Raw genomic sequence first — 21,186 nt, 5'->3', positions numbered from 1 at the left:
GGTGGCGGGAGCCGTGGGTGGACCGGGCGGGCGCTGGAGCATCGCCCGCGCCGCGGTCCTCGTGACCGGACTGACCGCCGTCTCCACCGTGCTGGGCTTCGCCCGGGACGTCGTCGTCGGCGCCGTCTTCGGCGCGGGCGCCGAGCTCGACGCGTGGCTGGTGGCGCAGGGCGTGCTGAACGTCGTCCTCGGCCTGATCGCCTGGGCGATGGCGCGCTCCGTGACCCCCGTGACCTCGCGGGAGGCCGCCCGGGAGCGCGCCGACGGCACGGGGTGCCGCGGCCACCGCGGCTTCGAGGTCTCCCTCACCGTCACCGTGGTCGTACTCGGCCTGGCCGCCGTGGTGACGGGGCTGCTCGCGGAACCGGTGACGGCCCTGCTCGCCCCCGGGTTCGACGACGCCCAGACCGCCACGGCCGCCTCGCTCACCCGGATCGTCCTCGTCGCGACGGTGCTCGTGGCCGGCACGGACCTGCTGGCCTCGCTCGTCCAGGCCCACGGCCGCTTCGCGTGGTCCTCCCTGCAGGGTGTCCCGTTCAACCTCGTCATGATCGCCGCGGCAGGTCTGTTCGGGCCCCGGTACGGCGTCTCGGCGCTCGCCGTGGGCTACGTGGTGGGCTCGGCGGCGCGGCTGCTGATGCAGGTGCCCCCCGTGCGGGCGCTCGGCGCCCGGCTCCGGCCCCGCTGGGACCTGCGGGACCCGGGCTTCCGGGAGATCGCCCGGCTCGTGCCGCCCATGCTGGTGGGCAACGCCGTGGTCAACATCAACACCCTCGTCGACCGGGCGGTGGGCTCCACCCTCGAGGACGGCACGATCACCGCGCTGACCTACGGCTGGCGCCTGGTCGACCTGCCGGAGACCATCGTCATCGCGGCCCTGCTCGTCCCCCTGTACCCGGCCCTGGGCGCCTCCGCGGACGACCGGCCCGAGCTGCGCCGGCTCGTCGACCGCGGGCTGTCCGTGGTCGTCACCGTGCTCGCCCCGGTGTGCGCGGTGTTCGTGGTCGCGGCCGGACCCCTCGTCGCCACGGCCTTCGGGCACGGCGCGTTCGACGACGGGGACGTCGCGGCGACGGCCACCGCGGTCGCCTGGTACGCGCCGGCGCTGCTCGCGCTCGGCTTCCGGCAGGTGGTGGTCCGCGCGTCCTACGCCCTGGGTGACTCCCGCGGGCCGGTGGTCGTGGCGGTGCTGGCGATGGTCGTCAACGTGGTCGGCGACGTCCTGCTGGCCCCGGTGCTGGGCCTCGCCGGCATCGCCGCGGCCACGACCGCGTCCCTGGTCGTGGCGGCGCTGCTCAACGCGTGGCTGCTGCACCGGCGGCACGCCGGGCTGGACGCCAGGGCGACGACGGCCCTGGTGGCGCGGGCGCTCGTGCTGGCGGCCGTCGCCGGCGCCGCAGGGCTGGGTGCGCGGGAGGCGCTGACGGAGCTGCCCTCGTTCGTGCTCGCGGCGCTCTGCGCCGCCGTGGTGGGCGGGACGTACCTGCTCGGGCTCGTCGTGCTGCGGGCTCCCGAGCGCCTGCTCGTGGGCGAGACGCTGCGGACGCTGCGCCGGCGGCGCTGACCCGGCGCCGCTGACCCCGCGCCGCCCTACCCGGAGCGGGCGCCGTTCCTGAGCCGCCAGGTGGCCAGGTGCCACGTGGGCCCGGGATCGCGCAGGTCCCACACGCTGTGCTGGGCGCCGCGGCCCCAGCGGAGGGTGTCGGCGACGTCCGCGGCCAGACCGCCGCGGCGCTCCACGGAGGCCCGTCGCAGGTCCCCGGCGAGCCAGGCGTAGCGGACCCCGGGGCGGGCGTCCGGCAGCTCCGGCACGGGCGCGCCGAGCACCAGCCGGCCCCACGCGTCGGCCAGCCCGGGGCGGGCGGCCTCGGCCAGGGCCATCGAGCCGAAGAAGCGGCCGTTGAGGTCGATGAGCTGCGGGACGCCGTCGTCCCCGGTGAGGAACTGGAGCTCCACGAGGCCCCACCAGCCGAGGTCGCGCAGCAGCACCTCGGCGCGCGCCGCGAGCTCCTCGTCGACGGGCACCGTCTGCGCGCGGGCCGAGACGCCGTTGGGCGTGGGCCACAGCCGGGAGGTGGTCTGCTGCACCCGGCCGCGCAGGCGGCCGTCGTGGTGGACCCCGATGAGGGCCCCGAGGGTGCCGCGCACGGGCACCTGCAGCACCGGCTCGGCACCGGCCTCGCGGATCCGCCGCACCTGTCCGGCGGCGGCGGGGGCGTCCGGGAAGAGCTTGGCCTCGATGCGGTGGGGCCGGGTCTGCCCGGGCGCCCAGTGCGCCCGGCACTTGACGACGACCGGGCCGTCCCAGGCGGCGAGCGCCTCGTCCGTGGCCGCCAGCGTCCGGGGGGCGGCGAGGCCCGCCCGGGCCGCCCGGTCTGCGAGCCCGACCTTGTCGAGGGCCGCCGCGACCACGTCCGGGCCCGGGTGCGCCACCGCCGCCGGGAGGTGCTGGCGGTAGGCCGAGACCGCGGCCATCCAGTCGTCGCCGGCGCCGAAGACGACGTCGTAGGCCCCCTCCGCGACCGCCCGGCGGACGCCGTCGATGAAGCGGGCGCCGTCCCCGCGCGGGCGGGGCACCTCGTGGCGGGCCGCGGCCGCCCGCGTGGCGCCGAGCATGCCCGGTCCGTCGGGAGTGCCGACGCCCACGTGCCAGCCCGCCCGTTCGAGGGCGCGCGCCGCCGCGAGGGCCCCCCGGTCCCGGCCGGTGCCCACGACGAGGGCCCGCCGCGGGGCCTGCGCGGCGCGCTCCGGCTCCCGGCGGCGGTGGTCGAGCGGTGGTCGATCGGCGGTCATCGGTCCTCCATCGGAGTGTGCGGGCATCCCCTCCACGGTAGTCGGAGCACGTGAGAGGTCCGTGCGGCGGGTCGGCACGCGCGACGGCGCCCGCTCACCGTGCGGTGGGCGGGCGCCGTGGCTGGACGGTGCGGCGGGGTCCTACTCGGCGTCGTGGTCCGTCTCGAGGATCTGCACGAGCGCGTCGAGCGCGTCGTCGGCGCCCGCGCCCTCGGCGCGGAGGACGACCTTGTCCCCCTGGCCGGCGCCGAGGGACATGAGCGACAGCACGCTCGAGGCGTCCATCGCCTCGTCCTCGGGCTCGCCCTCGGCGGCGATCGTGATGTCGAGGTCGTACTCCCCGGCGGCCTCGGCGAAGATCGCGGCGGGACGGGCGTGCAGGCCGACGGACGAGGCGATGGTGGCGGTGCGTTCTGCCATGGTGGTGCTCCTTCGGGTTGCGGGGCCCTGGGTGACGGGCCCCGGTGGTTGGGGTGGTGCGGAACGGTGCGGTCGGTGGATCAGAGGCCGAGCTCGGCGAGCACGCTGAGCTCGGTCCGCACGGCGGCGGCGGCCTCCTCCGCGCTGGGCTGCTCGATCGCGACCTCGGCGAGGGCCTGGGCGGTGGCGAGGTCGACGCTGCGCAGCACGGCGGCGACCGCGGCCAGCCCGCGGGGGCTCATGGACAGGGTGTGCACCCCGAGGCCCACGAGCACCACGGCGAGCGCGGGGTCGGCCGCGGCCTCGCCGCAGACGCCCACGTTGCGCGGGCCGGCGCCCTCGGACTCGGCCCGGCGGGCGCCCTCCACGGTGTACCGGATCATGCGCAGCACGGCGGGCTGCCACGGGTTGTTGAGCTCCGCGAGGGAGCCCATCATCCGGTCGGCGGCCATCGTGTACTGGGTCAGGTCGTTGGTGCCCAGGGAGACGAACTTGACGTGGCGCAGGATCTGGTCGGCGGTGACGGCCGCGGACGGCGTCTCGACCATGACCCCGGGCACCCGCAGGCCTGCGGCGGTCGCCATCACGGCGAAGTCCCGGGCCTCGGAGGGCGTGGCGATCATCGGCGCCATGACCCACACGTCCGCGTCCGTGGCCTTCTCCGCCAGCGCGATCGCCTCGAGCTGGCGGGCGAGCACGCCCGGCACGGAGCGGTCCGTGCGGTAGCCCCGGACCCCGAGCGCGGGGTTCGGCTCGGCGGTGTCGGTGAGGAAGGGCAGCGGCTTGTCCGCCCCGGCGTCGAGCGTGCGGACCACGACCTTCTTGCCGGCGAAGGACTCGAGGATCGCGGTGTACTGCTCCACCTGCTCCTCGACCGAGGGCTCCTTGTCCCGGCCCAGGAAGCAGAACTCGGTGCGCAGCAGCCCCACGCCCTGGGCCCCGGCGGCAGCCGCCGTGCGGGCGTCCTCGGGGGTGCCCACGTTGGCCAGCAGCGGGATCTCGGTGCCGTCCGAGAGCACGCCGCGGCCGTCGAAGGCCTCGCGCGCCGCGGCGCTGCGCACCCAGGCCTCCACGAGCTCCTGCTCGTCCGCACCCGGCTCGGTGCGGATCTCACCGGTGGCCCCGTCCACGAACACGCGGGTGCCGTCGGCGAGCGCCTCGACGCCCCGGGCCGCCACGACCGCGGGCAGCCCGAGGTTGCGGGCCAGGATGGCCGTGTGGGACTGCGGGCCGCCGCCGGAGGTGACGAGGGCCAGGACCATCTCGGGGTCCAGGGTCGCCGTGTCGGCGGGCGCGAGGTCCTCGGCGGTCAGCACGAACGGGACGTCCCGCTGCGGCACGCCCGGCATGGGCAGCCCCTGGAGCTGGGACACGAGCCGCGCCCGGACGTCCTCGATGTCCGCGGCGCGCTCGGCCATGTACCCGCCCAGGGCGCGCATCTGGTCCGCGTAGTCGCTCGCGGCCTCCCACAGGGCGCGCTCGGGGGCGAGCCCCTTGCCGTTGACGAGCTTCGCGGCGTTCTTCAGCAGTGCCTTGTCCCCGGCCATGAGGGCGGTGGACTTGAGCACGTCCGCGGCGTCCTTCTCGGTCGCCACCTCGGCGCGGCGCTTGAGCTCTGCCTTGACCGCGGCGGCGGCCGTGTGGAGCCGGGCCACCGCCGCCTCGGGCTCCTCGTCCCGCAGCATCAGCCCCGCGGCCGGCTCGGAGACGGGCTCCGGCATGCTCACGAGCTCGCCGATGACGCGGCCCGCGCACACCCCCACGCCTGTCAGTGTCTGCATCGTGTTCCTCTTCCTCGAGAAGGCTCGGATCGGTGCGCACGGGCCCCGGCCGGGGCCCGTGCGCACCGCTCAGGCGGTGGTCGGCACAGCGGCGGCGTCCTCGCGCGAGCGGGTGGCGTCGGCCACCCGGCCGTGCGCACCGCCCACGTGCTTGAGGGCGACGACGATGCCTGCTGTGACCACGGTACCGACAACCACCGCGAGCAGGAACATCAGCGGGTTGCCGATCACCGGCAGGATCCACACCCCACCGTGCGGCGCGGCGGAGGTGACGCCCGTGGCCATGCTGATCGCGCCGGTCACGGCGCCGCCGACCATGGAGGCGGGGAGCACGCGCAGCGGGTCGGCCGCGGCGAACGGGATGGCGCCCTCGGAGATGAAGGAGGCACCCAGCAGCCACGCGGCCTTGCCGTTCTCCCGCTCGGCCACCGTGAAGTAGCGCTTGGCCACCGTCGAGGCGAGGGCCATGGCCAGCGGGGGCACCATGCCGGCGGCGATGACCGCGGCCATGATCTCCTGCGGGGCGGTGTTGGCGACGGTCGCGGCCCCGAGGCCGGCGGCGGCGAACGTGTAGGCGACCTTGTTGATCGGCCCGCCCAGGTCCGAGCCCATCATGAGGCCGAGGATCGCGCCGAGCGCCAGCGCACTGGCACCGGTCATGCCGTTGAGGACCTCGGTCAGCCACGCCATGAAGGTGGCGATCGGCCCGCCCAGGACCAGCAGCAGCAGACCCGCGGCGAAGATCGTGGCGAGCAGCGGGATGATCACCACGGGCATCAGCGAGCCCAGCCAGCGGGGCAGCCGGGGCTGCGCCAGCCAGTAGGCGGCGAGACCGGCCAGCAGACCGCCGACGATGCCGCCGAGGAACCCGGCGCCCATGAAGTTCGCGACCAGGCCGGCCGCGAAGCCCGGGGCGATGCCGGGACGGTCGCTCAGGCCGTAGGCGATGTAGCCGGCCAGTGCGGGCACCAGCAGGCTCATGGCCAGGTTGCCCATCTTGAACAGGACCGCGCCGATGTACTGGGCGAGGGTGAACTCGCCGAGGTTCCAGATGGTGGAGCCGGTCAGCACGTCGTCGGCGATGTTGGCGATGTCCGCCCCGGCCACCATGAAGCCGAAGGCCATGAGCAGCCCGCCCGCGGCCACGAACGGGATCATGTAGCTGACACCGGTCATCACGGCCTTGCGGATGCGGGTCCCCCAGCCCTCGTTCGCGCCGCCGGTGGCGCCCTGGTCGGCGTCCCCGCCGGCCCCGCCCTGCACGCGCGGGGCGTTCGGGTTCCCGGCGTTGGCGAGGGCCTCCTCGATCATGACCTTCGGCTCGTCGATGCCGCGCTTGACCGGCGAGGCGACGAAGGGCTTGCCGGCGAACCGGGCGCGGTCCCGGACGTCGACGTCGGTCGCGAAGATCACCGCGTCCGCCGCGGCGATCGTGGCGGGGTCCAGCTTGGTGAAGCCCGCGGAGCCCTGGGTCTCGACCTGCAGGTCGACCCCCATGTCCTCGGCGGCGTAGGTCAGCCCGTCCGCCGCCATGTAGGTGTGGGCGATGCCGGTGGGGCAGGCCGTGACGGCCACGATCTTCTTGCCGGCGTGCGGGCCGGCGTCGCCCGCGGCCGGGGCGGCGTCCGTGGCCGGCGCGGCGGACGCCGGGGCGGCGCCCCCGTCCGCGGCCCGGGCGTCGACCGAGGCGGGCACCGCGGCGGCGGACGTGGCGCCGGCGGTCGCCGGGCCGGTCGCGGAGGCGCCCTCGGCGGTCACGCCGAGCCCCAGCGCGTCGTCGACGATCCGGACGACCTCCTGCTCGGACCGCGCGGCGCGCAGGGCGGCCACGAAGTCCTTCTTCATCAGCGAGCGGGCGAGCTTGGCCAGCAGCTTCAGGTGCGTCTGGTCGGCGCCCTCGGGCGCCGCGATGAAGAAGACGATGTCGGCGGGGCCGTCCTTGGCGCCCCAGGGGACGCCCTGCGCGAGCCGGGCCATGACCAGGGTCGGCTCGGTCACGGCGGCGGAGCGGCAGTGCGGGATCGCGATGCCGCCGGGGATGCCGGTGGCGGTCTTGTTCTCGCGGGCGATGGCGTCCGCCAGCAGCCCGTCGAGCTGCTCGGCGCGGCCGGTGCGCTGCACCAGGGCGGCGAGCCGGCCGATGACGGTTTCCTTGTCTGCTCCCAGGTCCTGGTCGAGCGAGACCAGGTCGGGAGTGATGAGCTCGGACACGATGTCCTCCTTGAGCGGCCGGGCCGGTGGCCCGGGTGGTTCGGATGAGGTGGGGTGGAGTGGTTCGGTTCAGCCGGAGACGGCGCGCGCGGGGAGCTCCCGCACGGTGACCGCCTCCGGGGTGGTCTCGGAGAGGGCGGGGACCCGGGTGCCCGGCAGGGCGGCCGCCGCGGACCCGGAGGCCACGGCCTGCCGCAGGCACTCCGGCGCCGCGTCCCCGCGCTCCTGGGCGATGAGGTAGCCCGAGAGCGAGCTGTCGCCGGCGCCCACGGTGGAGCGCACGGCCACGGGGGCGTGGACGGCGTGCCAGGAGCCCTCCGGGACGGTGAGCACGGCCCCGCCGGCCCCGAGGGTCGTGAGGACCGCGCCCAGGCCGCGGTCCACGAGCGCGGCGGCGGTGGCGGCCGCGAGGTCGGGGTCCGCCTCGAGCCGTTCACCGTCGACCGCCCCGACGAGCTCGGCGAGCTCCTCGCCGTTGGGCTTGATGAGGTCGGGCAGGGCGTCGTCGCCGGACACGGCGCCCCGCAGCGCCGCCCCGGAGGTGTCCACGGCGAACAGGGGCGAGCGCTCCCCCAGGGTCGCGCGGACCCGGCGGACGATCCGGGCGTAGACGTCCTCCGGGGCGCCGGGCGGCAGCGAGCCGGCCAGGACCACCCAGGAGGCGTCCGCGCCGCGGTGCACCAGGAGCTCGACGACGGCGTCGACGTGCTCGGTGCCCAGCGGCGCACCCGGGGCGTTGATCTTGGTGGTGGTGCCGTCCGGCTCGGTGATCGTGATGTTCGAGCGGATCGGGGCGCCCACGGGGACCGCCTCGTAGGGGACCTCGGCGGCGGTGAGCTCCGCCAGCAGCGGATCGCCGGGGTCGCCCGGCAGCACGGCCAGGGTCGGGACGCCGCTCGCGCGCAGCGCCCGGGAGATGTTCACGCCCTTGCCGCCGGCGTCCTGCCGGGCGCCGTCGGCGCGCTGGACGGCGCCGCGGCGCAGCGGCGCCGGGAGCTCGACCGTGCGGTCGAGGGACGGGTTGAGGGTGACGGTGAGGATCACGCGATCACCACCTCGACGTCGGCCTCCTCGAGGGCGGCGGCCAGCTCGGGGCCGGGGGCCCGGTCGGTGATGAGGGTGTCGATCTCGTCGAGCGACGCGAAGCGCATGAGGGTCTCCTGATCGTGCTTGGCCGAGTCGCAGAGGACCACGACCCGGCGGGAGGTCTGGATGATGGCGGTCTTGACGACCGCCTCGATGGGGTCCGGGGTGCTCAGCCCGAACGCGGCGTGGATCCCGTTGCAGCCCACGAACGCGAGGTCCGGGCGCAGGCGGGTGTAGTGCTCCGCGGCCCGTCCGCCGGCGGCGGCCCAGGTGAGCTTGCGGACGCGCCCGCCGACGAGCTCGAGCCCGATGCCCGAGGCGTCGGCGAGCTTGGCGGCGATGTGCAGGGCGTGGGTGATGATGAGCTGCTCCTGCCCGTCCGGCAGGGTGGAGTCGGTGCGGACGATGAGGTCGGCCAGGGCCTCGACGGTGCTGCCGGCGTCGAGCACGACGGCCCCCGCCCCGCTGGTGCGCAGGAGGTCGAACGCCGCCTGCGCGATCCGCCGCTTCTCCGGGGTGTTCAGGTGCTTGCGGGACGAGATGGCCTTCTCGTCGGACGTCGACTGGTCCGCGGAGACGGCGCCCCCGTGCACCCTGCGGAGCCTGCCCGCGGCCTCGAGGGCCGCGAGGTCGCGGCGGACCGTCTCCATGGTGACGTCGAAGCGACGTGCCAGGTCCGCGCCGTTGACCCGGCGAGTCGTGAGCACCAGCTCGGCGATCTCGGCCTGGCGTTCTTCTGCGAACATGGCGTGCACCTCACGGACGGGAACGATGGACTGTCTTTGCGTTCCCTTGAGTTTATGTGAGTTCGTGTGGTTTTACCAGGGGTTGTGGTGATCCACTTCACGAAAGGCCACAATCGGCGGCGAGGCCCCGGCCGACCGGGCGGGCCACGGTGTCCGCGTCCCGGCGTAGCCTGGATCACGGACCGTCCGGCCCACCCCGCCCGTCCCGCCACCAGGAGCGGACGCCCATGCTTCTCCGCCTCGTCCGGCAGCACACCGGCCGCTACCTGCCGTGGGTCCTGGCCGTCGTCGCGCTCCAGCTGGTCGCCACGATCGCCGCGCTGCTGCTGCCGAGCCTCAACGCCCGGATCATCGACGAGGGCGTCGTCCGGGGTGACACCGGCCTGATCCTGCGCGTCGGGGAGGTGATGCTCGGCGTGGCGCTCCTGCAGGTCGCGGCCGCCGTCGCCGCGGTGTACTGCGCGGCCCGGGCGGCGATGGGCACCGGCCGCGACCTCCGCCGCGCCGTGCACCGGCAGGTCGGCTCCTTCGGCTCCCGCGAGGTCGATGGCTTCGGGGCCCCCACCCTCATCACGCGGGGCACCAACGACGTCCAGCAGATCCAGATGCTCGTGCTCATGGGGCTCAACTTCATGGTGGCGGCGCCCATCATGTGCGCCGGCGGGATCGTGATGGCCCTCCGGGAGGACGCCGGGCTCTCCTGGCTCGTGTGGGTGTCGGTGCCCGTGCTCGGGATCGCGGTGGGCGTGCTGGTGGGCCTGCTCATGCCCCTCTTCCGGCTCATGCAGGGGCGGATCGACCGGATCAACGCGGTGCTGCGCGAACAGATCGTCGGCATCCGGGTGGTGCGGGCCTTCGTGCGGGAGGACCACGAGCGCCGCCGCTTCGCGGCCGCCAACCGGGAGCTCACCGACGTGTCGGTGCGCATCGGCTCCCTGTTCGTGCTGATGTTCCCGGTCATCACCATGATCCTGCACCTGGCCACCGCCGCCGTGCTGTGGTTCGGCGGCCAGCGGGTGGGGGCCGGGCAGATCCAGGTCGGCTCGCTCACCGCGTTCCTGCAGTACCTCCTGCAGATCCTGACGGCCGTGATGATGGGGACGTTCATGGTGATGATGGTCCCGCGCGCCATGGTGTGCGCCGAGCGCATCACCGAGGTGCTGCGCACGGAGCCCTCCCTGCGGGAGCCCGCCGAGCCCGCGGTCCCCGCCTCCCGGACCGGTGTGGTGGAGCTGCGCGACGTGACGTTCCGGTACCCCGGGGCGGAGCTGCCCGTGCTGGAGGGCGTGGGCTTCCGGGCCGGGCCGGGCCGGACGACCGCCGTCGTCGGCGCCACCGGGTCGGGCAAGTCCACCCTCCTGCACCTCGTCCCCCGGCTGCTGGACCCCACCGGGGGCACGGTGGAGCTCGACGGGGTCCCGCTGCCCCGGCTGTCCCACGAGCAGATCGCCGCCCGGGTGGCCCTCGTGCCGCAGCGGCCGTACCTGTTCTCCGGCACCGTGGCCTCCAACCTCCGGCTCGGGGACGCCGGGGCGACGGACGAGGAGCTCTGGGCCGCGCTGCGCACCGCACAGGCGGAGGACTTCGTCCGCCGGATGCCCGGGGGGCTCGAGGCCCCGATCGCCCAGGGCGGCGTCAACGTCTCCGGCGGGCAGCGGCAGCGGCTGTGCATCGCACGGGCGCTGGTGGCCCGCCCGGTGGTGTACCTCTTCGACGACTCGTTCTCCGCCCTGGACGTGGCCACCGATGCCCGGCTGCGCGCCGCCCTCGTGCCGGCGACCCGGGACGCGACCGTCCTGGTCGTGGCCCAGCGCGTGTCCACCGTCCGGGACGCGGACCAGATCCTCGTCCTGGACGCCGGGCGGATCACGGCGCGCGGGACCCACGACGAGCTGCTGGCCTCCTCCGGCACCTACCGGGAGATCGTCGAGTCGCAGACCCGCGCGGAGGAGGTGGCCTGATGGCCGCGCCCGCCCCGCCGCGCAGGCCCCAGCGCTTCTGGTCCTCCGCCGGACGGCTGCTGGGCCTGCTCGCCCCGCAGCGGCGGGCGCTGGTGCTCGTCCTCCTGGCCGGGACCGTGTCCGTGGCGCTCAACGTCTGGGCCCCGCTCGTCCTGGGCCGGGCGATGGACGTGATCTTCACGGGGGTGCTCGGGCGGGACATGCCCGCGGGCGCGACGCGGGAGGAGGTGGCCCAGGACCTGCGGGACCGGGGCGAGCAGAACCTCGCGGACCTGGTCTCCGCCGCGGACGTCGTTCCCGGGGCGGGCATCGACTTCTCCGCGCTCGCCCGGCTGATCGCGGCGGTGCTGGTCATGTACCTGGTGGCCTCGCTGCTGATGTGGGCGCAGGGCTGGCTGCTCAACCGCCTGGTCATGCAGGTGGTCCACGACCTGCGCAGCGCGGTCGAGGACAAGCTGAACCGGCTGCCGCTGGGGTGGTTCGACACCCGTGAGCGCGGGGACGTGCTCTCGCGGGTGACCAACGACGTCGACAACGTCCAGACGGCGCTGCAGCACTCCTTCGCCCAGCTGGTCCAGTCCCTGCTCACGGTGGTGGGGATCGTGATCATGATGTTCGTGGTGTCGTGGCAGCTGGCGCTCGTGGCCCTGGTCGCCCTCCCCCTGTCCGCGGGGGCCGCCGGATTCATCGGGGTGCGCGCCCAGCGCCTGTTCACGGAGCAGTGGCGCGCCACCGGCGCCCTCAACGGGCACATCGAGGACTCGTTCTCCGGCCACGAGCTGATCAGGGTCTTCGGCCGCGAGCAGGAGATGGCCGAGCGCTTCGACGAGCGCAACGAGGAGCTGTACCGGGCGGCCTTCGGGGCGCAGTTCGTCTCCGGCACGATCATGCCCGTCATGCAGTTCATCTCCTACCTCTCCTACGTGGGCATCGCCGTGCTCGGCGGGCTGCGCGTGGCCTCCGGGCAGCTGAGCCTCGGGGCGGCGACCGCGTTCATCCAGTACTCGCGGGAGTTCACCCAGCCCCTGTCCCAGATGGCGGGCATGGCCAACACCCTGCAGTCCGGGGTGGCCTCCGCTGAGCGCGCCTTCGAGCTGCTCGACGCCCCGGAGCAGCAGGCCGACACCGCCCGCGCCCGCCTGCCCGAACGGTCCCCCGGCCGGGTGCGCTTCGAGCACGTCTCCTTCTCCTACGTCCCGGGGGCCCCGCTCCTCCAGGACCTGACCTTCGAGGCGCTCCCCGGCCGGACCGTGGCCGTCGTGGGGCCCACCGGCGCCGGCAAGACGACGCTCGTGAACCTGGTGCTGCGCTTCTACGAGCTCGACGCCGGGCGGATCACGCTGGACGGCGTGGACATCACCGACCTCTCCCGCGCCGAGCTGCGCTCCCGGGTCGGGATGGTCTTGCAGGACGCCTGGCTGTTCGGCGGGACCATCCGGGAGAACATCCGCTACGGACGCCTGGACGCCACGGACGAGGAGGTGCTCGAGGCCGCCCGGGCGACCCTCGTGGACCGCTTCGTGCGCGCGCTGCCGGAGGGCTACGACACCGTGATCGACCCGGAGGGCAGCAACGTGTCCGTGGGCGAGCGGCAGCTCATCACCATCGCCCGGGCCTTCCTGTCCGACCCCTCCCTGCTGATCCTGGACGAGGCGACGTCCTCGGTGGACACCCGCACCGAGGTGCTCGTGCAGCAGGCCATGGCCGCGCTGCGCAGCGACCGGACCTCGTTCGTCATTGCGCACCGTCTCTCCACCGTCCGCGACGCGGATATCATCCTGGTGATGGAGGACGGCCGGATCGTGGAGCGGGGCGCCCACGACGACCTGCTCGCCGCCCGGGGCGCGTACGCCGCGCTGCACGCGAGCCAGTTCGCGGCTCCGGCGGTCCCCGACGACGCCCCCACCGACCAGCAGCCCCTCGACGTGCAGGAGAGCACCACCCATGACACCCCGTGAGCTCTACGGCCGCTTCGCCCTCGCCGAGGCGGTGACCTGGACGCTGCTGATCCTCGGCATGGTCCTGAAGTACACGGGGGTCTCGGAGTCCTTCGTGCCCGTCTTCGGCATGCTGCACGGGGTCGTGTTCCTCGGCTACTGCGTGGTGACCTGCTTCGTCTGGGTGGACCAGCGGTGGTCGGCGGGCTTCGGAGCCCTGGGCCTGGCCAGCGCGGTCGTCCCCTGGGCCACGATCCCCTTCGAGCGCCGCGCCGAGCGCACGGGCCGGCTCGCCGGCGGCTGGCGCCTGGCCCCCGGCGGCGACCGTCCCGCCACCGTGCCGGAGCGGCTGGAGGCCTGGTCCCTCCGCAGCCCGTGGCTGGCCGTGGCGGCGGGCGCGGTCGTGGTGGCGGGCCTCACCTCGGTGCTCCTGTACCTGGGCCCGCCCGTCCCCCGCGGCTGAGCCCGGCCCGGCCGCGCCGGTTCCTGGCGGGCACGCACCCGGTATAGCGTGGACGTCAGGACGGCCCCGCCGACCGACGGCGGTGCCACGAGGAGGATCCACGTGACCAATTTCGCCAACGTCGAACGCCGGCACCTCGCCGCGCTCCTGCGCCGACTGGGCCCCGACGCCCCGACCCTGTGCGAGGGCTGGAGGACCCGCGACCTCGCCGTGCACCTCGTCGTGCGCTCCGGGCGGCCCGACGTCCTCGCAGGCCAGGTGCTCCCGCGGGTGCCCGTGCTGGGCGAGCGCGCCCGCCGCGCCGAGCAGGCCGTCGCCGGCCAGCCCTGGGAGGAGCTCGTGCGGAAGGTGGAGCACCCGCCGCTGTACTCGCCCGCGCGGCTCGGACCGGTGGACAAGCGGATCAACACCGTGGAGTACTTCGTCCACCACGAGGACGTCCGCCGGGCCCAGCCCGACTGGCACGAGCGCCCGCTGCTGCACGACGAGGAGCAGGCCCTGTGGCGGTCCCTGAGCCTGCTGGCCAAGGTGGTGCTCAAGGACGAGGAGGACACCGTGGTGCTCATCGCCCCGTCCTACGGCGCGGTGCGCGGCGGCCGCGGCAGGACGGGGACCGTGCGGGTGCTGCGCGCCGTGCCGAGCGAGCTGGTGCTGTGGGCCCTGGGCCGCCGGGAGCAGGCCCGGGTGGAGCAGTCCGTCGAGTAGCCCGTGACCCGCACCGACGACGGAGGGGGACCGCGCGCCGCGCGGTCCCCCTCCTGACGTCCCCGGTCCGTCAGCGGAACAGGTCCGCCCGGACGCCCATGATGATCCGGTCACCGGGGCGCGCGGTGCGCATGTACCGGGCGACCTCGTGCTCGTGCAGGGCGATGCACCCCGCCGTGGGCTTCTTGTTCGCGTGCAGGAAGATCGCGAAGCCGTTGCCCTGGACGATGGACGAGTCGGGCGGGCGGTTGTAGTTGATCACCACGCCGAGCCGGTAGTCGCCGGACAGCGAGAAGTACCACATGTTCTCGTCCGGCCAGGTGTAGCCGGTGGACTCGAAGTACTTGTTGTAGAGCGTGCCCAGGCGGCCGCCCCACCGGGAGCTGGGGTTGAGCTGCCGGTAGGGCAGCGCGGTGCCCGGGTTGTAGACCCCGAAGGACTCCGTGACCGAGTACGAGCCCTGCGGCGAGAACAGGTACTGCGTGTGCCCCGAGGGCACCCCGGGCCGCTTGAACCCGCTGGCCCCCACGTAGGCGGACGTCCGCCACTCCTCGACGTAGCTTCCGCCGATCCGCACGCAGTTGACGAACGTGGCCTGCGAGCGCCCGTAGCCCTCGGCGATGGTCAGGGACACGCGCGCCGCGTTGCGGGTCGGCTGCACGGAGCGCCCCGTGTTGAGGTGGTGGCACTCGCCGCGGAACAGGTGCGTCCGGGCCCCGGTGGCGCGGCTCCAGGTGACGAGTCCCCGCTGGAACTTCTGGTGCACGGTGCCGGTGCCGACCTCGTCCGTGACGGGGTAGCCGAGCGACCCCCGCTCGCGTCCCGTGGCGATCCACCGCTGCCCGATCGCGCCCTTCGTCTTGACCGCCCGGGCCCCCGTCCCAGGGCTCCAGTAGATCGTGTGCGCCTTGGTGAAGGACTGACGGCACCCGCCTCCGGCCAGCCCGCAGACCTCGTCGGTCGTGGGGTAGCCGTAGCTCCCGGCCTCGCGCCCGCCGAGGACCCACTTGTGGCCGATCGCGCCCCGGGTGTTGACGGTCCGCGCCCCGGTGGACGAGGTCCAGTAGATCGTGCGGTCCCCCGCGAAGGACTGGCGGCACCCGCCGGACGTCCCGCAGACCTCGTCGGTCGTGGGGTAGCCGTAGGCCCCGGCCTCGCGTCCGCCGAGGACCCACTGGTGGCCGATCGCCCCCCGGGTGTTGACGGTCCGCGCCCCGGTGGAGGAGCTCCAGTAGATCGTGCGGGTCTTCGAGAAGGACTGCCGGCACCCGCCGCCCGCTAAGAGGCAGGACTCGTCGTCCACGGGCCAGCCCAGCACGTCCACGCCGCCCGTGGAGATCCACCGGTGCCCGATCGCGCCCCGCAGCTGCACGAAGTGCGCGCCGTGCGCCTCGGACCAGAGGACCACGCCCCTCTGGTGCGGCCACTCCCAGCCTCCCTTCCAGGGGCGCATCTCCCCGGTCGGCTCCCCGGTCCTGGCGGACGCCCGGGCCGCGGCGGCCTCCAGGGCCTGCCGGACCTCGGCGGGCACGTCCGCGTTCTCCGCGGCGGCCGCGGCGGCGGTCTCCTGCGACTCCGGCCGCGGTGCGGCCGGCCGCTCCTCGGCGGGCTCCGTGCCCAGGGCGGGCTCCGTGCCCAGGGCGGGCTCCGTGCCCGGGGACGGCTCCGTCGTCGGCTCGGCGCCGTCCGTCGGCTCGGCCGGGACCGCCGGTTCCGTCGGCTCCCCCGAGGCGGTGGGCGCGGCGGAGGCCCCAGGGGCCTCCGGGTCCGGGGCGACCGTGAGCACGGCCCGGGCCGCCTCGCCCGCGGCACCCAGCACGGCGTAGGCCACCTCCACCGGGGCGGCGCCGGCGGGCCGGTCCGGAGCGGGCGTCAGGGCGAGGACCGGGTGGTCCGGGGCCTCCCAGCCCTCGGGCAGGACTTCGGGCTCCGTGTCCGGCGACACCACGCGCAGGGACCCGAGGTCCGTGCGCAGCTCGTCGACGAGCTCGTCCTCGGCCGCGCGGGCCGCGGGGTCCACGAGCAGGAGCCGCACCGTCGCGGGATCCTCGAGGCCGTCGTTGGCGAGGACGTCGACGAGCGAGGTCTTCCGCTCGGGCACGGTGGACTCGTCGTCCACCGGCTCGAACCGCACGGTCGCCGCGACGGCACCCGCCGTGGGTCCGGGGGTCGTCGTCGGACCGGCCGAGACGCCGGGGGCGGGCGCGGACGGCGCCGCGGACGCCCCCGGGGCACCGGCGAGGACGACCGCGAAGCAGGCCGCGACCGCGGCGGGGATGCGCAGAGCTGAGATCTTCATGGGGGGTCCCTTGCTGGGCTTCAGTCGGTGAACTCGACGTAGTGGTCGGGGGTGGTGTTGTCGAAGACGCGGACGGCCAGGTCGGCGTCGTGCTCCGCGGAGAAGGCGACCTCGAGGGAGGCGCTCCCGCCGGGGGCGATGGTCGGGAAGGTCTCCATCGGCACGCCCAGCGAGTCGTCGAAGACGGGGGGTGCGGGGTCCTCGCCGTCGACGGCGACCGGGAAGGACCAGGGCACGGCGTCGACCGGGGCGGCCCCGGTGTTGGTGAGGGTCAGCGTGAACACCTGCACCGGGGTGCCGGGGGCGGCCCGGACGGGGCGCTCGCCGGTGGTGCCGGGGCGGGGGCCCTCCACGACGGCCTCGAGGGAGTCGTCGAGCCGCTGGGCGGCGCCGAAGGATCCGGCGGCGTCCCGGGTGGCGGTGTCGTCGTAGGGGGCCACGTCGTTGCCCGGCGGGTCCGGGCTGTCGCGGGGCGTCTCCGGCGTCGCGCTTCCGTCCGCCCCCGACGCGGGCGCGGACCCGGCCGCCGGCGGGCTCGCGCTGGACGCCGCGGTGGTGCCGGTCCCCCGGTCCTCGGCGCAGCCCGCCAGCGCGACGACGAGCAGCGCCGCGCAGACGGGTCCGAGCCGGCGGCCGGCGGGCGGGGTGAGGGGAACTGCCATGGGGGGACTCCTCGACACGGTCCTGGGGGGACCGACCGGCGCCGCGCCGCCTCCGGATGAGCGGTGGCGCGGCGCCGGTCGTTGGGGGTCACGCTACACGCGCGGTTTGCTTTTGTGATTCGCATGACCCGGTGTGGCGCGCGGCGCCGCGGTGGTCAGGGGCAGGGGCGCTTGGCGAGCTCGGCGGCCAGGGACTGGGCCGAGGCGGTGGAGGAGTTGATCCGCCAGTCCACCTCCTTGTCGAGGTGGAACCAGACGAGCCCCGTGACGTCGGGCTGCTGCGCGAGGTAGTACACCAGGTGCGCGTTCCACTCGGCCTTGGACCCGCCGGCCTCCGCGGTGGCGGTCTCGGCGACGACGATCTCCTTGCCCGGGGCCAGGCGCCGCATCTCGGACAGGCCGTAGGCGAACAGGTCCCACGGCTGCTGCCAGCTGGACCAGCTCTGGGAGGTGCCCCAGTTGTAGCCGTCCAGGGCCACGACGTCGACGTAGTCGGCGCCGGGGTAGAGCCCGTCCAGGGGCGTGGACCCGTAGTACGGCACGTTCGGGTTCCAGACCCACTGGACGTTGTCGGCCCCCGCGCGGGTGAAGATGTCGTGGACGTGGCGCCAGGCGGCGACGTAGTCCCCGGCGCCGTTGCCGTTGACCCCCTCGGCCCACGGGTACCAGTTCCCGTTCATCTCGTGGCCGAAGCGCAGCATCACCGGGGATCCCCAGTCGGCCAGGCGGGTGGCCCAGTCGGTGATGTGGGCGTCGTGGGCGCCGGAGGCGATCGCGTCCAGGGAGTGGGCCGGCTGGTCGATCCCGCCGCCCCAGACCCACGGCTCCCAGGTCAGCAGGGTGGTGGCTCCGGCCGCGCGGGTCTGTTCGAGCTCCCAGTAGGGAACGGGCTGGGCGAAGTCCTTGTAGGAGAGGACGATCGACGGCTTCTCACCGGTCAGGGACGCCACCTCGGCGAGCTCGGTGGAGGCGGCGGGACCACCGGCCGTGCCGACGCCGAAGCGCAGCGGGCACGTGCGGACCTGGGGCTCGGCCGGCACGACGGCGGTCGTCCTGACCGGTTTCTTCGCCGGGGCGAGCGCCGCCGGTCCGGCCGGGAGGTGGGCCGAGGGCGCCGCGTGCGCCGCGGGCACGGCGACGAGCCCCAGGGCCACGGCGGCGGCGGCCGCGGTGAGGGTGCACAGGACACGAGGGGGAACGGGAGCAGGCATGGGGTTCTTCCGACGGGAGCGGGCTCCCCGCCGACGGCGAGCGCGCTGGGGGGTCTCGCACGGGGCAACGAGAATTAGCGAGCGCAAACTACCACCCGCGGGCGGCCGCTCCCACACCTGCCCGCCGGCCGCGTCATACGCGCTGACCGGGCGGGGGGTCCCTCCGTCACGGAACGACGCGGGCCGGCAGTGGACCACGGCCCGGGCCGGGCCGGGGCCGCCCGCGGCATCTCACCGGGGGACGAGCCGGAAGAGGAACCGGGTCCGGACCATGACCCACAGCAGGCCGAGGACCACCACGTAGGCGGCGGTGTTGAGCCACACGTGCCCCTGCTGGAGAGCGGGCACGTTGGCCACGGCCAGGATCAGGAACACGTGCACGATGAACACGTAGAGGGTGGCCCGTCCCAGCGGGACGAGGAACCACCCGAGCGCGCGCTCGAGCGGCCTCCAGTAGGCGCTGAGGACGGCGTAGCCGGCGATCACCACGAGGAGCACGTTCAGCAGCCGGCCGATCCCCAGGTAGGTCCGGCCGAAGTAGGCGTCGTAGACCGTGCGGAACACCGACTCCGGCAGCAGGGCCAGCCGGACGTCGTAGGCGCTGCTGGCGTAGGGACTCGACCAGGAGAACAGGGCGAGGGCGACGGCGAGCAGCAGGCAGGCGACGAGCAGCGGCCGTCGGCGCCGGTCGGCGAACCACGTGACGATCTGCCGCCGGTAGAACCCGGTGACCATGCCGAGCACGAACAGCACCTGCCACACGAGCAGGGGGAACGAGTCCTCGAACTGGGAGGGCAGCAGGCGGATCCGGAAGACCGTGCCCGCGGCGTAGAGCCCGGCGCTGACCAGCAGGACCAGCCAGGCCCAGCCCCGGGCCAGGGCGGCGAGCACGAGGGGGCTCACCAGGAGAAGGATCACGTAGAGACCCATGATGTTGAACTGCCACGGGCCGACCTGCAGCAGCAGCACGGCGGGGATCAGCTGTGCCTGGACGGGGAACTGGAGGAGCCCGTCCATGCCCGCGTAGAGGTCGTACGTGGCGCCGGAGGCCCCTCTGCCGGCGGCGCCGGTGCCCTGGTCGGTGAACGTGGTGACGGCGCCCGCGTCCAGGAAGGGCAGCAGGCTGAGTCCGTAGACGAGCAGCACGACGACGAGCGCGGTGACGTAGAGCTTCCACGCCCGCGCGGCGGTGCGGTCGACGACGGTCCCCAGGTCGTCCTTCGTCCGGGGCCCGTAGACCATCCCCAGCACGGCCCCGGAGAGCAGGACGAACAGCTCGGCCCCCGAGACCACGCCCACGGTCTCCTGGGTCAGCAGCTGGAACAACGAGGTGAGGCCCACGTGGTTGACGACGACGAACACGATCGCGAGGCCCCGCAGCATGTCGATCCGGCTGTCGCGCGGGGCGGGCTCGGCGTACGCCCAGGCCCGGGCCGGCCCCCGCCGCGCCAGGAGCCAGAGGAGCGCGCCCGCGGCGAGCACGGCCGCCGCCGCGCCCCAGGCGGCCGGCCCCTCGAGGACGGCCCCCGCCGCCGCCGGACCGGCGCCCGGGAGCGGTGCCGCCGCCATCACCGGCCCGCTGACCAGGGCGGAGTCCTGGAGCCGCTCGCCGACGGCCGCGGCCAGCCCGGGATCGGCCGTGACGCGCCAGTCGACGGTCACCGCACCGTCGTCGCGCTGCTCGACCGTCTCGTTCCACACGATCGCGCGGATGCGGTCGTGGTCGCCGGCGGCGACCGTCGCGAGCACCTGCTCCCACCAGGCCTCCTTGATGTCGCGCTCGGACGGGCCGTCCGTCCCCGGATCGTAGAAGGCGCCGGTCTCCACCATGAGCGGCTTCTCGCGGCCGACGGCGTACGCGGCGTAGAAGTCGTCCTGCTCCGCGGATCCGGCCGGCTCCCCGGAGCCCAGCATGGCGCCGAACGAGCCCGCCTCCGGCAGGACGTTGCGGGCCGGACCCGTGCCGGTCTCGTCGAGATAGGCCACCAGTCCTACCCAGTCGACCACGTCGTCGCCCGGGTAGTAGGGACCGTAGGGGTCGTCCTCCCGGTCCCAGACGCCGTCGCCGTTCGTGTCCGGGGCGGCCGGTCCACCGCGCTGCGCAGGGGCGCTGGACGGGTCCCGGAAGGGGTAGTCCGTGCCGACCGTGGGCGACCAGACCATGACCGGGTCCGGGAGCTCGGCGTGGAGCGCGCTCGCCACCGTCCGGAACGCCTCCGTGTACGCCTCGGGTTGCTGCCCCCACGGCACCCAGGTGGTGTTCATCTGCGGGGCGAAGCGGACGAAGACCGTGCCGGGGAACCCCTCCGCGGCGTCCGCGAGCTGTCCTGCCAGGACCGCGGCCTGCGCCTCGCCCACCCGGTCCAGCGCGATCTCGGGGCGGACGGTGAGCAGGGCGTGGGCGCCCTGTGCGGAGACCTGGGAGAGGTAGTCCCGCAGGTGGCCCTGCTCCTGCTCGTCCATCGGAAGCGGGACGGGCCTGCCGTAGACGGCCGCCGGCGCGCCGAGACGCTCGGCGTGGCCGGCCGCCGTGTCCGTGCCCCAGTCCAGCAGGGCCCCCAGGTACGGGCCCTCGGGTCCGTCGTCCTCCGCCGCTCGGGCGGCCCCGGTCGGCACGAGGAGGAGCGCGAGCAGGAGCAGGATCAGCGCCGCGGCGGCCGGGGGGCGCACGCGTCCTCGGACGATGGGTACCAGGGTGCCCTCCAGGGTCGGTCCGCGTGCGGCGTCGTCCGCTCGCAGGGGGGACCGTCGCCCGGGGGTGCCGAGGCGGCCGGGGGGCCTGCGGCGGACGACGGACGTCACGCGGGAGGACTCTCCCCGCGTGCGTCCACCGATATCACCACGGTGCGGCACCGGATGCGCGGAGGTCCGGGCCGTGTCCCCGGAGGCTCCCCCAGCAGCTCCCCCGGCT

Annotated in this window: 15 protein-coding genes; 5 read left to right on the top strand and 10 right to left on the bottom strand. The window is 74.9% G+C overall.

What is annotated here, in order from left to right:
- The first annotated feature begins 13 nt into the window (after positions 1-13).
- Positions 14-1,564: a murein biosynthesis integral membrane protein MurJ gene (gene murJ / locus AC6CH6_RS05710; protein WP_498254382.1), complete on the top strand. Its 1,551-nt coding sequence runs from the start codon at positions 14-16 to the stop codon at positions 1,562-1,564.
- Positions 1,565-1,590: 26 nt separating this feature from the next.
- Here the strand turns inward: murJ and AC6CH6_RS05705 are convergent, their stop codons facing one another.
- From AC6CH6_RS05705 to AC6CH6_RS05680, 6 genes are all read right to left on the bottom strand, one after another.
- A complete protein-coding gene (locus AC6CH6_RS05705; protein ID WP_498254381.1) occupies positions 1,591-2,793 on the bottom strand; it encodes an ATP-grasp domain-containing protein in 1,203 nt (400 codons plus the stop codon).
- 141 nt (positions 2,794-2,934) lie between these two features.
- The gene (locus AC6CH6_RS05700; protein ID WP_017832764.1) at positions 2,935-3,213 is read right to left on the bottom strand and encodes an HPr family phosphocarrier protein; all 279 of its coding nucleotides are present in this window, start codon (positions 3,211-3,213) and stop codon (positions 2,935-2,937) included.
- Between the two features lie 80 nt (positions 3,214-3,293).
- The gene (gene ptsP, locus AC6CH6_RS05695) at positions 3,294-4,994 is read right to left on the bottom strand and encodes a phosphoenolpyruvate--protein phosphotransferase (RefSeq protein WP_031282639.1); all 1,701 of its coding nucleotides are present in this window, start codon (positions 4,992-4,994) and stop codon (positions 3,294-3,296) included.
- A 69-nt stretch (positions 4,995-5,063) separates the two neighbouring features.
- On the bottom strand, positions 5,064-7,205 hold the full coding sequence (locus tag AC6CH6_RS05690; protein ID WP_498254380.1) for a PTS fructose transporter subunit IIABC: 2,142 nt from the start codon (positions 7,203-7,205) through the stop codon (positions 5,064-5,066).
- A 69-nt stretch (positions 7,206-7,274) separates the two neighbouring features.
- Positions 7,275-8,249 carry a 1-phosphofructokinase family hexose kinase gene (locus tag AC6CH6_RS05685; protein WP_498254379.1) on the bottom strand — a complete coding sequence of 325 codons (975 nt, stop codon included), beginning with the start codon at positions 8,247-8,249 and terminating at the stop codon, positions 7,275-7,277.
- On the bottom strand, positions 8,246-9,037 hold the full coding sequence (locus AC6CH6_RS05680; RefSeq protein WP_017832768.1) for a DeoR/GlpR family DNA-binding transcription regulator: 792 nt from the start codon (positions 9,035-9,037) through the stop codon (positions 8,246-8,248). The genes AC6CH6_RS05685 and AC6CH6_RS05680 overlap by 4 nt, the downstream gene beginning before the upstream one ends.
- Positions 9,038-9,264: 227 nt before the next feature.
- On the opposite strand from AC6CH6_RS05680, the gene AC6CH6_RS05675 reads away from it, so the two are divergent.
- The 4 genes from AC6CH6_RS05675 (at position 9,265) to AC6CH6_RS05660 (ending at position 14,103) form a co-directional block, all read left to right on the top strand.
- Positions 9,265-10,998: an ABC transporter ATP-binding protein gene (locus AC6CH6_RS05675; RefSeq protein WP_498254378.1), complete on the top strand. Its 1,734-nt coding sequence runs from the start codon at positions 9,265-9,267 to the stop codon at positions 10,996-10,998.
- Positions 10,998-12,956, top strand: a complete 1,959-nt coding sequence (locus AC6CH6_RS05670; RefSeq protein ID WP_498254377.1) for an ABC transporter ATP-binding protein — start codon at positions 10,998-11,000, stop codon at positions 12,954-12,956. Before AC6CH6_RS05675 ends, AC6CH6_RS05670 begins: the two co-directional genes overlap by 1 nt.
- Positions 12,943-13,398, top strand: coding sequence for a DUF3817 domain-containing protein (locus AC6CH6_RS05665; protein ID WP_272027172.1), 456 nt, complete (start codon positions 12,943-12,945; stop codon positions 13,396-13,398). The genes AC6CH6_RS05670 and AC6CH6_RS05665 overlap by 14 nt, the downstream gene beginning before the upstream one ends.
- Positions 13,399-13,500: 102 nt before the next feature.
- A complete protein-coding gene (locus AC6CH6_RS05660) occupies positions 13,501-14,103 on the top strand; it encodes a TIGR03085 family metal-binding protein (RefSeq protein ID WP_017832772.1) in 603 nt (200 codons plus the stop codon).
- A gap of 70 nt (positions 14,104-14,173) precedes the next feature.
- Here AC6CH6_RS05660 and AC6CH6_RS05655 read toward each other — a convergent pair whose 3' ends face one another.
- The 4 genes from AC6CH6_RS05655 to opgC form a co-directional block, all read right to left on the bottom strand.
- Positions 14,174-16,402 carry a L,D-transpeptidase family protein gene (locus AC6CH6_RS05655; protein ID WP_498254376.1) on the bottom strand — a complete coding sequence of 743 codons (2,229 nt, stop codon included), beginning with the start codon at positions 16,400-16,402 and terminating at the stop codon, positions 14,174-14,176.
- Between the two features lie 20 nt (positions 16,403-16,422).
- Entirely contained in the window at positions 16,423-17,064 is a 642-nt protein-coding gene (locus tag AC6CH6_RS05650) for a hypothetical protein (protein ID WP_498254375.1), read from the bottom strand.
- A gap of 155 nt (positions 17,065-17,219) precedes the next feature.
- Positions 17,220-18,275 (bottom strand): glycoside hydrolase family 26 protein, encoded by a 1,056-nt coding sequence (locus AC6CH6_RS05645; protein ID WP_272027168.1) that lies wholly within the window; start codon positions 18,273-18,275, stop codon positions 17,220-17,222.
- A 231-nt stretch (positions 18,276-18,506) separates the two neighbouring features.
- Positions 18,507-20,945 (bottom strand): OpgC domain-containing protein, encoded by a 2,439-nt coding sequence (opgC, locus tag AC6CH6_RS05640; RefSeq protein ID WP_498254374.1) that lies wholly within the window; start codon positions 20,943-20,945, stop codon positions 18,507-18,509.
- Positions 20,946-21,186: the final 241 nt, after the last annotated feature.

It is taken from the genome of Kocuria sp. GQ42, from assembly GCF_059758435.1.
This window is presented reverse-complemented; position numbering and strand designations above follow the sequence as displayed.

What these genes read in the sequence shown, in the direction of transcription:
- AC6CH6_RS05705 (WP_498254381.1), bottom strand. Translation starts at nt 2,793, where the DNA reads ATGACCGCCGATCGACCACCGCTCGACCACCGCCGCCGGGAGCCGGAG.
- AC6CH6_RS05675 (WP_498254378.1), top strand. Translation starts at nt 9,265, where the DNA reads ATGCTTCTCCGCCTCGTCCGGCAGCACACCGGCCGCTACCTGCCGTGG.
- AC6CH6_RS05670 (WP_498254377.1), top strand. Translation starts at nt 10,998, where the DNA reads ATGGCCGCGCCCGCCCCGCCGCGCAGGCCCCAGCGCTTCTGGTCCTCC.
- AC6CH6_RS05655 (WP_498254376.1), bottom strand. Translation starts at nt 16,402, where the DNA reads ATGAAGATCTCAGCTCTGCGCATCCCCGCCGCGGTCGCGGCCTGCTTC.
- AC6CH6_RS05680 (WP_017832768.1), bottom strand. Translation starts at nt 9,037, where the DNA reads ATGTTCGCAGAAGAACGCCAGGCCGAGATCGCCGAGCTGGTGCTCACG.
- AC6CH6_RS05700 (WP_017832764.1), bottom strand. Translation starts at nt 3,213, where the DNA reads ATGGCAGAACGCACCGCCACCATCGCCTCGTCCGTCGGCCTGCACGCC.
- AC6CH6_RS05645 (WP_272027168.1), bottom strand. Translation starts at nt 18,275, where the DNA reads ATGCCTGCTCCCGTTCCCCCTCGTGTCCTGTGCACCCTCACCGCGGCC.
- AC6CH6_RS05665 (WP_272027172.1), top strand. Translation starts at nt 12,943, where the DNA reads ATGACACCCCGTGAGCTCTACGGCCGCTTCGCCCTCGCCGAGGCGGTG.
- ptsP (WP_031282639.1), bottom strand. Translation starts at nt 4,994, where the DNA reads ATGCAGACACTGACAGGCGTGGGGGTGTGCGCGGGCCGCGTCATCGGC.
- AC6CH6_RS05650 (WP_498254375.1), bottom strand. Translation starts at nt 17,064, where the DNA reads ATGGCAGTTCCCCTCACCCCGCCCGCCGGCCGCCGGCTCGGACCCGTC.